General features: G+C 60.9%; 10 protein-coding genes and 1 pseudogene. 5 read left to right on the forward strand and 6 right to left on the reverse strand.

Annotated elements, in window-relative coordinates; all coding sequences use genetic code 11:
- Window positions 1-368: 368 nt before the first annotated feature.
- On the forward strand, window positions 369-1,127 hold the full coding sequence (locus GSM73_RS15035; protein ID WP_076383820.1) for a hypothetical protein: 759 nt from the start codon (window positions 369-371) through the stop codon (window positions 1,125-1,127).
- Between the two features lie 79 nt (window positions 1,128-1,206).
- On the opposite strand, the gene GSM73_RS28235 is transcribed toward GSM73_RS15035, so the two are convergent.
- The 4 genes and pseudogenes from GSM73_RS28235 to GSM73_RS15050 form a co-directional block, all read right to left on the reverse strand.
- The gene (locus GSM73_RS28235) at window positions 1,207-2,088 is read right to left on the reverse strand and encodes a methyl-accepting chemotaxis protein (protein WP_370695205.1); all 882 of its coding nucleotides are present in this window, start codon (window positions 2,086-2,088) and stop codon (window positions 1,207-1,209) included.
- Window positions 2,068-3,171 (reverse strand): annotated as a pseudogene (locus GSM73_RS28240) (HAMP domain-containing protein); the annotation flags it as partial. The pseudogene GSM73_RS28240 and the gene GSM73_RS28235, both read right to left, overlap by 21 nt.
- A 110-nt stretch (window positions 3,172-3,281) precedes the next feature.
- Window positions 3,282-4,679, reverse strand: coding sequence for a PLP-dependent aminotransferase family protein (locus GSM73_RS15045; protein ID WP_160893095.1), 1,398 nt, complete (start codon window positions 4,677-4,679; stop codon window positions 3,282-3,284).
- Between the two features lie 206 nt (window positions 4,680-4,885).
- Window positions 4,886-5,647, reverse strand: a complete 762-nt coding sequence (locus tag GSM73_RS15050; RefSeq protein WP_160893097.1) for an SDR family oxidoreductase — start codon at window positions 5,645-5,647, stop codon at window positions 4,886-4,888.
- Window positions 5,648-5,873: 226 nt separating this feature from the next.
- Between GSM73_RS15050 and GSM73_RS15055 the strand changes: the two genes are divergently transcribed.
- Window positions 5,874-6,878 (forward strand): NADP-dependent oxidoreductase, encoded by a 1,005-nt coding sequence (locus tag GSM73_RS15055; RefSeq protein ID WP_047230351.1) that lies wholly within the window; start codon window positions 5,874-5,876, stop codon window positions 6,876-6,878.
- 121 nt (window positions 6,879-6,999) lie between these two features.
- Here GSM73_RS15055 and pyrF read toward each other — a convergent pair whose 3' ends face one another.
- Entirely contained in the window at window positions 7,000-7,698 is a 699-nt protein-coding gene (gene pyrF / locus GSM73_RS15060) for an orotidine-5'-phosphate decarboxylase (protein WP_160893102.1), read from the reverse strand.
- A 291-nt stretch (window positions 7,699-7,989) separates the two neighbouring features.
- Here pyrF and GSM73_RS15065 point away from each other — a divergent pair, with 291 nt between their 5' ends.
- The 3 genes from GSM73_RS15065 (at window position 7,990) to xopAW (ending at window position 10,662) form a co-directional block, all read left to right on the forward strand.
- Window positions 7,990-8,748: a response regulator gene (locus GSM73_RS15065; RefSeq protein ID WP_047230350.1), complete on the forward strand. Its 759-nt coding sequence runs from the start codon at window positions 7,990-7,992 to the stop codon at window positions 8,746-8,748.
- Window positions 8,748-9,791: a HAMP domain-containing sensor histidine kinase gene (locus tag GSM73_RS15070; RefSeq protein WP_047230349.1), complete on the forward strand. Its 1,044-nt coding sequence runs from the start codon at window positions 8,748-8,750 to the stop codon at window positions 9,789-9,791. Before GSM73_RS15065 ends, GSM73_RS15070 begins: the two co-directional genes overlap by 1 nt.
- A 145-nt stretch (window positions 9,792-9,936) precedes the next feature.
- On the forward strand, window positions 9,937-10,662 hold the full coding sequence (gene xopAW / locus GSM73_RS15075) for an EF-hand domain-containing protein (RefSeq protein ID WP_139049443.1): 726 nt from the start codon (window positions 9,937-9,939) through the stop codon (window positions 10,660-10,662).
- 117 nt (window positions 10,663-10,779) lie between these two features.
- Here the strand turns inward: xopAW and GSM73_RS15080 are convergent, their stop codons facing one another.
- Window positions 10,780-11,817, reverse strand: a complete 1,038-nt coding sequence (locus GSM73_RS15080; protein ID WP_047230347.1) for an AI-2E family transporter — start codon at window positions 11,815-11,817, stop codon at window positions 10,780-10,782.
- Window positions 11,818-11,885 lie beyond the last annotated feature (68 nt).

Here is an 11,885-nt window from a genome sequence, read left to right on the forward strand (position 1 = left end):
CGTACAACATTCACTGCTTATCGCGTTTGGCTAAGTGCTTTACGCTGTAAGTGGCGCGCATTCTATGGATGGATTGCTGGGTCGTCAACCCCCAGATATAAATTTATTTAAATCAATGACTTCGCCCGGTTTAGGGGCTGTTCGCACATTTTGCCCGTCCGGTCTCTGGCGCCTATATTCTGTCATCCGCCAAGACGTTATAGTCGTGTCCGACAAATAGTGGCAATGTGCATCCATATTCGCCGCACTTCCATACGCAGCGCCACGCCTGTCTAATCGCATCGCACAGGCCTATGCGCTTAAAAGCCAAGCCACTACACTCTTGATATGCGAACCCCAATAAAGAGGTCTTACCGGTGACACCACTCATGATCACCCTGCTCGTCGTAGCCGGGATCGCACTGTTGATCGCCATTGGCTACATGAACCATGTGGTGGAAAACAACAAGCTGGAAAAGGCCCGTACCAAGATTGAACTCAACGACCGCTTGCGTCGTTGTGGCGAGCTCACTGAAACCTTTCCCGGACAATTGATGACCCCGGCCCTGAAGCTGTTGATCACGCGTCTTGAGATCAACGTCTGCCAGCGCCTGCTGAACCTGGAGAAAACCAATACAGCGGTCAAGGCGCGCCTGGACGAACTGAATGCGCTGGCCGCCCAGGGTGAATCGATTCCGGTGAACAACCCACCGGCACCGATCCAGACCGAAGCCAAGGCCAAGGATGTGCGGTTTCTGCTCGAGGCCCTTCACGGTCAGATTACCCGCGCCGCCCAGGATGGTTTCCTGCCGCCCAACGAAGCCAAGCGCTGGATCCGCGAAGTGCGACACATCCTGGTGCTGTTGCACATCGAGTTCTTCAATAATCTCGGCCAACACGCCTTGCAGCAAGAACAACCGGGGCAGGCCCGCCTGGCGTTCGAACGGGGTGTGCAGTACCTGCGCAAGCAACAGGAACCGCAGGTCTATGCCGAACAACTGGACTACCTGGAAAAACTCCTGGCCCGCGCCAATGCCATGGTTCTGGCCAGCACCCAGCCGGTCGAAGGCGAAGTCAACCAGTTGACCGAAGGGCTGAAGGACGCCGAAGTAAACGACGAGTGGAAGAAGAAGAAGGTTTACGACTGATATTCGGGTTGGGCTCTCAAGCCTGACTCCTGTGTAGCGAGGTGATTTATCCCCTCGCTACACAGGGTCCGTCGACAGCTCACAGCCTGAAATGCCCCACCATCCCCTTGAGCTCAACCCCTAGCTGCGCCAGCTCAATGCTCGACGCTGCATTGCCCTGCATCGCCAGGGAAGATTGATCGGCACTGGCGCGGATGCTGGTGACACTGCGGTTGATCTCTTCAGCCACCGAACTCTGTTGCTCGGCCGCCGCGGCAATTTGCTGATTCATCTGCTGGATCAGCGACACCGCCGCCGCAATACTCCCCAGGGCGCTTTCGGTTTGCAGGGCATCACTGACCGCCATCTTCACCAGCTCGCCACTGCTCTGGATCTGCTGCACGGAGGTCTGGGCTGCTGAGCGCAAGGCGCTCACCAGGCGTTCGATTTCCTCGGTGGACTGTTGCGTGCGCTTGGCCAAGGCCCGCACTTCATCGGCCACCACCGCAAAGCCCCTGCCCTGCTCACCGGCCCTGGCCGCTTCGATGGCCGCATTGAGCGCCAGCAAGTTGGTCTGCTCAGCCACGCTCTTGATCACGCTCAACACCGTGCCAATGTTCTGGATCTCAGCGCTGAGGCTTTCGATACTGCTGCTGGCTGAAGTGGCCGAGTCGGCCAATTGTTCAATGCGCACCATGCTCTGACGCACCACCTGCTGACCGCTTTCTACCTTATCGTCGGCGGTCTGGGCCGCCTGGGCCGCCTCTTCGGCATTGCGCGCCACGTCGTGCACGGTGGCGGTCATCTGGTTCATGGCCGTGGCGACCTGTTCGGTCTCCTCCTTCTGGCTGCTGACCTCCAGGTTGGTCTGCTCGGTCACGGCCGACAGCGATTGGGCGGAGTTGGCCAACTGTTCGATACCGGCCTGCAAACCGCTGACGATACTGCTCAGGCCCGCCCCCATCTGTTGCATGGCGAGCATCAGTTGACCGATCTCATCCTGGCGCGTCACCTGCACCGTTGCACTCAAGTCGCCCGAGGCAATCTGCTGTGCAACACGGATGACGCTGCGCAACGGCCCGACGATCAACCGGGTAATGACCCAGGCCGCAATCAGTCCCACCAGCAGCGCCAGGGCCGACGAGCCGATGATCAGCAGCGAATTCTTCTTCAGTTCCGTCTGCATGGCACCGTCCTCGGCGGTGTAAGCCTGGTCAACCCGCTCCACTACCTGGGAGGCACGCTCGTGCAGTTGCTGGTAGACGATTTTCTCCTGGGCCAGCAGGCCGGTGTATTCAGCGAGTTTTTCGTTGAAACCAGCGATATGCCCGGCCACTTCGTTAAGCACGGTCTGGTATCCCGGGTCCTTGACGGTGGTCTTGAGCACCTCGGCCTGCTTCATGGCTTGCTCGGCCTGTTCGATAGTGCCCTGCCCGCCCTCTTCAGAACCTTTGCGGCTTTGATCCAGGCGTACCCGCGCTTCGTTCATGGCCTGCAACATCAACCGTGACACTTCGCTGACCTGATTGGCTTGCTCGATGAACTCGCCGCCCTCCTTGCCTTCGGACTCTTTCAGGGTATAAGCGCCATCATCTGCCAGGCCCGCTTGCAGCACATCCAGGTTATTGGCAACGCTGGACACTGACCAACTGGCCATTTCCAGTGCCAGATCCTTGCTCTGGCTCAACTCGACGAATTCGTCGAACGCCTTGCGATAAGCCGCCAAGGCTTGCTCCACGTCGTTCATCACCGGCACGTTGGCCGCCGATTGCGCCTTGAGCTCGTTGGCCTGGGCAATCAGTCCGTCCACGCCCAGCCGCAAGGCATCGACCGTTTTCGGGTCCGAGCGCAAGGCGTATTCCTGCTCAAGCAGGCGGACCTTGAGCAAGCCGCTATTGAGGGATGACATCTGTTTCAGGCCATCGAAACGATAGCTGATGGTCTGCAGGGACCAGACACCGATGGCCGCCACCACGGCGGTAAGCAGCAGCACCAGGACAAACCCCAGGCCCAGTTTCTTTGCCATACCCAGGTTGGCAAAACGTCTTTGCACGGCCGAAATCATTGCGCCCAGTCCTCTGCCAGTGTGTGTTGATTGCAGATTCGCAACGAGATGCCCTGTAACACAAGATGCTGGCGTCGGAATAATGGCAAAAAGCTACAGCGCCGTCGTTTTCAGGACAATTGAGGTCGATCCAGAGCCGCCGCGCGGAAGAATGCCTGGGCCCTCGAATCGCAGGCGTGGGCCACGTTGATCCGCAGCCAGTCGCTGACAGCACCCGACGGGCTGAACGCTGTACGAGAAGAAAGCACCACACCGAACCGCTTGGCCAAGCGCTGCAATGCAGCGTAGTCGCATAACGGTGGACGCGCCCAAATGAACAGTCCGCCGGCCGGCCGGCCAAAGACTTCCCAATCCGCATCCTCCAGCACCTGCAACACCGCTGCCATGTCGGCACTCAAACGCTGGCGCTGACGCTGGACCAGTTTGCGATAGGCGCCGCTGGCCAGAAGATTGGCCAGCACTGACTCACAGAAGCGTGAACTGCCCATGCTGGTAATGCCCTTGACGTCCCTCAAGCGTGCGATGACAGACGATCCGGCCACGACGAAACCGACTCGCAATGAGCTGCTCAGAGTTTTCGAGAAGCTGCCCACGTACACCACGTCGGTATCCAGCGCTGCCAGTCGGGTCCGGGTTGAGTTCTGGAAGTCGGCATAGACATCGTCTTCGACCACCAACATGGCGTGCTTTTTCGCCAGTTGCAGCAGTTGCTGGGCCACGACCGGGGCCAGGCTGCTGCCGGTCGGGTTGTGGCAGGCGCTGTTGACGAACAGAGCGCTGGGCCGATGCGTCGCCAAGAGACATTGGAGTGCATCGACGTCCGGGCCGCGCGGAGTCCTGGGCAGTTCGATCATGTCGATGCCATGAAACCTGAGCAGGTCGAACAGCTTCGAATACCCCGGACTCTCCACCACAACGCAGCATCCAGGCTCAAGCAGTGTGCGCACAATCAGGTCCAGACCGTGGGTCGCGCCCGTGGTGGTCAGGATCAGGTTTTTATCGGCGTGGATATTGAATTGTTTCAGGCGCCTGGACAGTTGCTCCCGCAGAGCGGGCAGCCCCATCGGCGTACTGTAACTGAACAGCCCTGCCATATCGGTGCGGGTGACCTGACGGATCGCGTAGCCCAGATCATCGCTTTCGCGCCAACTCTCGGGCAGCCCTCCACAGCCGAGCTTCAGCTCCCACTGCGAGTTCTGGGGCACGCTGTCTTGGGTGATCTGCACGTCTTCCAGCCAGTCTTTGTCGGAGGGCTCGTAGCTGGACGACGGAGGCGGCGCGACAAAAAAACCCGAACCATGGCGCGCCGCCAACACCCCTTGGGCCACCAGGCGTTCACACGCCTCGTTGACACTGGACTGACTGAGCAGATTCTCCCGGGCCAATTGGCGAATGGAGGGCAGTCGGGTTCCCGGTTGCACCGCATCCTGTCGAATCCAGCCGGCCAGCGCGTCGACAATTTGCTGCACGACAGGCACCAGGGCCTGCCGGTCGATTCTCAACTCCATGAGTAACCAAGCTCCTAAGCAACTGTTTTATCTCTGGAAACAGTTAAGCACAGGCCGTCTCTGGACGATGTACGACAACGTCACCAAAACGGTCGATTCTCACCCTTTGAAACACATTCAGGGGCTGACACGGGGCATTTTTAACCCCCAAAGAAAAAGCCCACAACAAGTGCGGGCCTAGTCCTACACGCTAAATACAACGTTCTTCAGAAAGCCGTGACGCCGCCGTCCACCGCCAATGAATGACCGGTGGTGAATGCAGCGCCATCGCTGCACAAATACAGCACCGCGCTGGCGATCTCCTCGACCTTGCCGATGCGTCCTACCGGGTGCATGGCGTTGGCGAACTCACCTTTTTTCGGATCCGCTTCATAGGCACGACGGAACATGTCGGTGTCGATTACCGCCGGGCAAACCGCGTTCACGCGGATTTTCTTCTTGGCGTATTCAATCGCCGCCGATTTGGTCAGGCCGATCACCGCGTGCTTGGACGCTGCATAAATGCTCATCTTCGGCGCCGCCCCCAGCCCCGCCACCGAGGCGGTATTGACGATGGCACCGCCCCCTTGGGCCAGCAGCAACGGCAATTGATACTTCATGCACAGCCAGACGCCCTTCACATTGACGCCCATGATGGCGTCGAACTCATCGAGGGTGCCGTCGGCCAGCTTGCCCTTTTCGATTTCGATCCCGGCGTTATTGAAGGCGTAATCAAGCCGGCCATAGGCATTGATTACTTCGCTCATCAGGTTCTGCACGTCGCTTTCCAGCGTTACGTCGCAGCGCACGAACAGCGCTTCACCGCCCGCCTCACGAATCGACTGCACTGTGCCCTCGCCACCCGCCTCGTCCAGGTCGGCCGCCACCACTTTCAGGCCCTCAGCCGCGAATGCCTGGGCCGTCGCACGGCCAATGCCCGCGGCTGCGCCCGTGACCACGGCGACCTGTCCGGAAAACGTCATGCTCATTGTCAAATCCTCGAAGAGTGCGGGAGATGACGCCAGTCTAGTCACAGGTCCGGACGATGCGGCAGCACTATCCAATTACCGTTTGAGTATTCATGGGCGCCAGTGATAACGGCCCCGGCGCCATTATCACTGGGCTCGATCGAACTGCATTCGCTGCATCAGCAAACCTTGCGACAAACGCTTCGAAGGTCTATCAACAAGGCTTCATTCATCTTGAGTGCCAGCCATGACTGCCCAGACCAATCGCCAGTTCCTGCTCGCCAAACGCCCGGTAGGCGCTGCGACCCGCGAGACTTTCACCTATCAGCAAGTACCGGTCGGCGAGCCGGCAGCCGGCCAGATTCTGGTGAAGAACGAATATCTGTCCCTGGATCCGGCCATGCGCGGCTGGATGAACGAAGGCAAGTCTTACATCCCGCCGGTAGGCATTGGAGAAGTGATGCGCGCCTTGGGCGTAGGCCAGGTAGTCGCCTCGAACAACCCGGCCTTCGCGGTCGGTGACTACGTCAACGGTGCGCTGGGTGTGCAGGATTATTTCCTCGGCGAGCCGCGTGGTTTCTACAAGGTCGATCCGAAACTGGCGCCATTACCGCGCTACTTGTCAGCATTGGGCATGACCGGCATGACCGCCTATTTCGCCCTGCTGGACGTGGGCGCGCCCAAGGCCGGCGAGACAGTAGTGCTCTCGGGTGCCGCCGGTGCGGTGGGCAGCATCGCCGGGCAGATCGCCAAGATCAAAGGTTGCCGCGTGGTGGGCATCGCCGGCGGGGCCGACAAATGCAAATTCCTGATCGATGAACTGGGCTTCGATGGTGCCATCGACTACAAGAATGAAGACGTCCATGCCGGTCTCAAGCGCGAATGCCCCAAAGGCGTGGATGTGTACTTCGATAACGTCGGCGGCGACATCCTCGATGCGGTGCTCAGCCGCTTGAACCTCAAGGCCCGCGTAGTGATCTGCGGTGCGATCAGCCAGTACAACAACAAAGAAGCGGTGAAAGGCCCGGCCAACTACCTGTCGCTGCTGGTCAACCGGGCGCGCATGGAAGGCTTCGTGGTCATGGACTACGCCTCTCAGTTCGCCGCCGCCGGGCAGGAAATGGCCGGCTGGATGGCCAAGGGGCAGCTCAAGAGCAAGGAAGACATCGTTGAAGGACTGGAGACATTCCCCGAGACGCTGACCAAATTGTTCAGTGGGGAGAATTTCGGGAAGTTGGTATTGAAGGTCTAGTCACAAAAACACCTGTGGGAGCGGGCTTGCTCGCGAAGGCGGATTGTCAGGCGCCATTTTTGCCAACTGACACACCGCTTTCGCGAGCAAGCCCGCTCCCACAAGGGATCTTCAGGTCTGATCAGGCCAGTTCGGCGACTACCGCCGCCAGTGCCTTGGCCGGATCAGCCGCCTGGCTGATCGGTCGGCCGATCACCAGGTAGTCGGAACCGGCATCCAGTGCCTGACGCGGGGTCAGGATGCGGCGTTGATCGTCCTGGGCGCTGCCCGCCGGACGAATCCCCGGCGTCACCAGTTGCAGCGACGGGTGCGCCGCTTTCAGGGCGCTGGCCTCCAGGGCCGAGCAGACCAGACCGTCCAGGCCAGCCTTCTGCGCCAGCGCCGCCAGGCGCAGCACCTGTTCCTGAGGCTCGATATCCAGGCCGATACCGGCCAAGTCCTCGCGCTCCATGCTGGTCAGCACGGTCACGCCGATCAGCAACGGCTTCGGCCCGCTGCGCTGATCCAGCACTTCACGGCAGGCCGCCATCATGCGCAGGCCGCCGGAGCAATGCACGTTGACCATCCACACCCCCATTTCGGCGGCCGCCTTGACGGCCATGGCGGTGGTATTGGGAATATCGTGGAATTTCAAATCCAGGAATACTTCAAAACCCTTGTCACGCAGGGTCCCGACAATTTCCGAAGCGCAACTGGTGAACAGCTCCTTGCCGACTTTGACCCGGCACAGCTTGGGGTCCAACTGGTCGGCCAGCTTCAGGGCGGCGTCACGGGTAGGGAAATCCAAGGCAACGATGATGGGCGTCTGGCAGGCGGACATGAGTGGGCTCTCAGGCAAGTCGAAATCGGCGCGCATTGTAGCGGAACCAGCGCCCGTGCGGGACCCGATGATCGGTAAATCCTCATCGCGCCCGGACAGCATGGACGATGCCGGCCTTTGTGTCGAAGTCGATACACTCATGACACGCGCACAACACGCCGGCACGCTACCGTCTGGCGCCGCACCCCCGTCCTTTCAGCGCTTCACGCCTAGCGGCACGAAGCCTATGCTGAAGCCTCAACCTCGCCGCCTTCTTTGCGGTTGGCAGCCTATCTGGCAGATGATGCATCCATGCAGAACACCCCTGTTGCAAATTCTGACGATCAAAAAGCGCCCGACGATGACAAGCGCTGGAGTACCCGGGCGTTGATCGTCGATGACGATGTGCCGATCCGCGAGCTGCTGATCGATTACCTGGCCCGTTTCAACATACGCGCCAGCGGCGTGAACGATGGCGCGGCCATGCGTCGGGCGATGCAGGCCGAGCATTTCGACGTGGTTGTGCTCGACCTGATGCTGCCGGGCGAAGACGGCTTGCAATTGTGTCGCTGGCTGCGCGCCGAATCGGACATCCCGATCCTGATGCTCACCGCCCGGTGCGAGCCCACCGACCGCATCATCGGCCTGGAACTGGGCGCCGACGATTACATGGCCAAGCCGTTCGAACCCAGGGAACTGGTGGCGCGGATCCAGACGATCCTGCGCCGGGTACGCGACGACCGCACCGAGCAACGGGCCAATATTCGCTTCGATAACTGGCGACTCAACAGCGTACTGCGCCAGTTGATCTCCGCCGACGGACTGGTGGTGCCGCTGTCCAACGCCGAGTTCCGGCTGTTGTGGGTGTTCATCGAACGACCGCGCCGGGTACTGAGCCGCGAACAGTTGCTGGACGCCGCCCGTGGGCGCTCCATCGAGGCGTTCGACCGCAGCATCGATCTGCTGGTTTCGCGCCTGCGCCAAAAGCTGGGTGACGACCCCAAGGCGCCGCAACTGATCAAGACCGTGCGCGGCGAAGGCTACCTGTTCGACGCCCGGGACATCGGCTGATGCGCTTGCGCCTCGACACCTTGTTCGGCCGCCTGTTTGGCGTGCTGTTACTGGCGATCGTCCTGGCGCACCTGTTGGCCTTTGCCTGGTTTTCTCAATACGACAAACCGCCTTTGGGGCCACCCCCCGAATTTTCCCGGCAAGGCCAGCACCCTGGGCCCACGGGCCCCCCACCCAACCGCCCTGCGCGCCCATGGTTCGGTGGGCCGGTGGTACCGCTGACGTTTCAGTTTGTGTGCCTGATCGTCGCCGCCTGGTACGGCGCCAAACTGCTGACCCGGCCTATCCAGCGCCTGAGCGATGCCGCCGAACGCCTGAGCGAAAACCTCGACAGCCCACCGTTGGAAGAAACCGGCCCTAGGGAGGCCCGCCAGGCTGCCCATACGTTCAACCTCATGCAACAGCGAATTCGCGAGCAGGTGCAGCAGCGTTCGCGCATGCTCGGTGCGGTATCCCATGACCTGCGCACTCCGCTTTCACGGCTCAAGCTGCGCCTGGAACAGATCGATGACATCAAGCTGCAGGGCCAGATGCGTCAGGACCTGAACGATATGATTGGCATGCTCGACGCCACCCTCACCTACCTGCACGAGCAACGCACCAGCGAAGCGCTGCAATGGATGGACGTGCAGGCGTTGGTGGAATCGCTGAGCGAAAACGCCCAGGACCAGGGTGCCGACGTGCAAGCCAGCGGTGGTTGCGCGCCGTTACAGGTGCAGCCGATGGCGTTGCGCTCGTGTATCAACAACCTCATGGACAATGCCTTGCGCTACGCCGGACATGCGTTGATTACGCTGCAAGACCAGCGCGACCAGGTAGTGATTCGGGTGATTGACCACGGCCCCGGGATTGCGGCGGATAAACGCGAAGCAGTGTTCGAGCCCTTCTATCGCCTGGAAGGCTCACGCAACCGCAACTCCGGCGGTGTCGGCCTGGGCATGACCATCGCCAGGGAAGCCGCCGAACGCTTGGGCGGGCAATTGAGCCTGGAAGAAACGCCAGGGGGCGGATTGACGGCGGTGATCCGTTTGCCCCGCGCCTGAAACCACCTCAATCCCATGTGGGAGCCGCGTCGGGGGCTGAGTTTGTACACCCGCCGGTACAAACTCCACACACCCACGACAACTGCCCCGCCGACGCTGCATAAGCCGGTGCACCCACCGGCATTCCAGCCCAAGGAGAGCGCCCATGATCGGTAGCGTCAGCAGTTACTCGCCCTATACCAGCACCAGCAGTACCGCGACCAGCAGTGCCCGCAGCCAGCAGTTTCAAAAGGAGCTGCTCAGCAAACTCGACAGCAACGCCGACGGCTCGGTCGATCAGGAAGAATTGAGCACGGCCCTGTCGCAGAAGAGTGACGACGGCATCCTGGTCAGCCTGAGCGACAATTTCAGCGACCTGGACAGCGACAGTAGCGGCGACCTGAGCAGTGATGAGATAGCCGCGATGGCGCCACCGCCTCCGCCGCCACGGGACCAGGCGCCGACGACCGAACTGGCCGATGCGCTGCTCAGCGCACTGGACGCCGACGGTGATGGCGAGGTAAGTAGCGAGGAGCTGAGCAATGGTCTGGCGAGCGCCGGCAGCACTGCCGACAGCCAGGAACTGTTCTCGGCCCTGGACGAGAATGAAGACGGTACCGTCAGCCTCGACGAACTCGCCGCCAGCCTCCCCCCGCCACCGCCACAACAGGCCTCCAGTGAGGCGTTGTTCAGCCAGCTCGACGCCGATGGTCAGAGCAACACCGGCACCAGCGAACTGACCAGCGCGGTACAGGCCAACCGCACCAGCGACAGCTCCACCGACCAGACCAATGTCAGTGAAGCGCTGAACAGGATGATCGCCAACCTCAGTCGACAATACTCGCTGGATGATGTCGCCCCCGTGGGGAAATACCTGAACGTGGCGACGTGATTGACCGGCAAGCCTGGTTTTTCAGAGCCAGGCTTGCCTGCTGGATCGAAGCCCATTGGTGGCGAGGGGATCTATCCCCTCACTACAAAAAGGTTGGTGCTGGTCTCAGGAGTGAGGTTATCGCGCCTGGCTCTTGCTCCAGTCCGTCAGCAAGCTGTAGGCCACCGCCAGCAGGGTCGGGCCAATGAACAGTCCGATGAAGCCGAAGGCAATCAAGCCACCGAACACCCCCAGCAATACGATCACCAACGGCAGGTTTCCGCCACGGCTGATCAGGTAGGGTTTGAGCACGTTGTCCACACCGCTGATGATGAAGGTGCCCCAGATCCCCAGGAACACCGCCATCCCGTATTCGCCCTTCCACACCAGCCACGCCGTGGCGGGGATCCAGACCAGGGGCGGCCCCATGGGAATCAGGCTGAGCAGGAAGGTGACGATGCCCAGCACCAATGCCCCCGGTACGCCAGCGATCAGGAAACCAATCAGCGCCAGCACCGCCTGGGCCGCCGCGGTGCCGATCACGCCGTTGACCACACGCTGCACCGTACCGGCCACCAGTTCGATGTAGTAACCGGCACGGTCGCCGATCAGACGCTCCAGCAACCCGTGCACGAACACCGCCAGGCGCGGGCCGTCACGGTAGAAAAAGAACACGAACACAATGCTCAGGGTCAGTTCGAGAATGCCACCGCCGATTTGGGCACTGCGAGCCAGCAGCCAGTTGCCGACCTGACCCAGGTACGGCCTGACGGACACCATCATGGCTGCACCTTGCTGATCGATGCTGTTCCAGATGCCCACCAACCGCCCCCCCACCAGCGGTAAGCCCGCCAGCCATACCGGGGGATCAGGCAGGCCATCGACCTGCACGTTCTTGATAAATGCCGTGGCGTCGCGTACATGATCAGCCAGGTTGAAGCCCAGCCACACCAGCGGCACCGCCACCAGCACCATCCAGCCTACGGTCAGCAAAGCCGCCGCCAGCGACTCACGACCATTGACCCAGCGGGTCAACAGGCGCATCAGCGGCCAACTGGCAAACGCCAGCACCGCGCCCCAGAACAGCGCCGACCAGAACGGAGCCATCACCCAGAAGCTTGCACCGAACAACACCAGGAGCAGGATCTGCACCAACAGCCGATCGTTATTGAGCATGTCAGGTCTCGAAATAAAAACAGGGCCGGGCTGACGGCGTGAGCACGTCACCCGAGACAGCTTAACGC

The sequence above is a fragment of the Pseudomonas sp. PICF6 genome (assembly GCF_009831705.1).
GTDB classification, from domain to species: domain Bacteria; phylum Pseudomonadota; class Gammaproteobacteria; order Pseudomonadales; family Pseudomonadaceae; genus Aquipseudomonas; species Aquipseudomonas rhizophila.

Excerpts from the sequence above, each read along its gene's own strand:
- GSM73_RS15055 (WP_047230351.1), top strand. The coding sequence starts at position 5,874 with ATGACTGCCCAGACCAATCGCCAGTTCCTGCTCGCCAAACGCCCGGTA.
- GSM73_RS15065 (WP_047230350.1), top strand. The coding sequence starts at position 7,990 with ATGCAGAACACCCCTGTTGCAAATTCTGACGATCAAAAAGCGCCCGAC.
- GSM73_RS28235 (WP_370695205.1), bottom strand. The coding sequence starts at position 2,088 with ATGCTCGCCATGCAACAGATGGGGGCGGGCCTGAGCAGTATCGTCAGC.
- xopAW (WP_139049443.1), top strand. The coding sequence starts at position 9,937 with ATGATCGGTAGCGTCAGCAGTTACTCGCCCTATACCAGCACCAGCAGT.
- pyrF (WP_160893102.1), bottom strand. The coding sequence starts at position 7,698 with ATGTCCGCCTGCCAGACGCCCATCATCGTTGCCTTGGATTTCCCTACC.
- GSM73_RS15080 (WP_047230347.1), bottom strand. The coding sequence starts at position 11,817 with ATGCTCAATAACGATCGGCTGTTGGTGCAGATCCTGCTCCTGGTGTTG.
- GSM73_RS15045 (WP_160893095.1), bottom strand. The coding sequence starts at position 4,679 with ATGGAGTTGAGAATCGACCGGCAGGCCCTGGTGCCTGTCGTGCAGCAA.
- GSM73_RS15035 (WP_076383820.1), top strand. The coding sequence starts at position 369 with ATGATCACCCTGCTCGTCGTAGCCGGGATCGCACTGTTGATCGCCATT.
- GSM73_RS15050 (WP_160893097.1), bottom strand. The coding sequence starts at position 5,647 with ATGAGCATGACGTTTTCCGGACAGGTCGCCGTGGTCACGGGCGCAGCC.
- GSM73_RS15070 (WP_047230349.1), top strand. The coding sequence starts at position 8,748 with ATGCGCTTGCGCCTCGACACCTTGTTCGGCCGCCTGTTTGGCGTGCTG.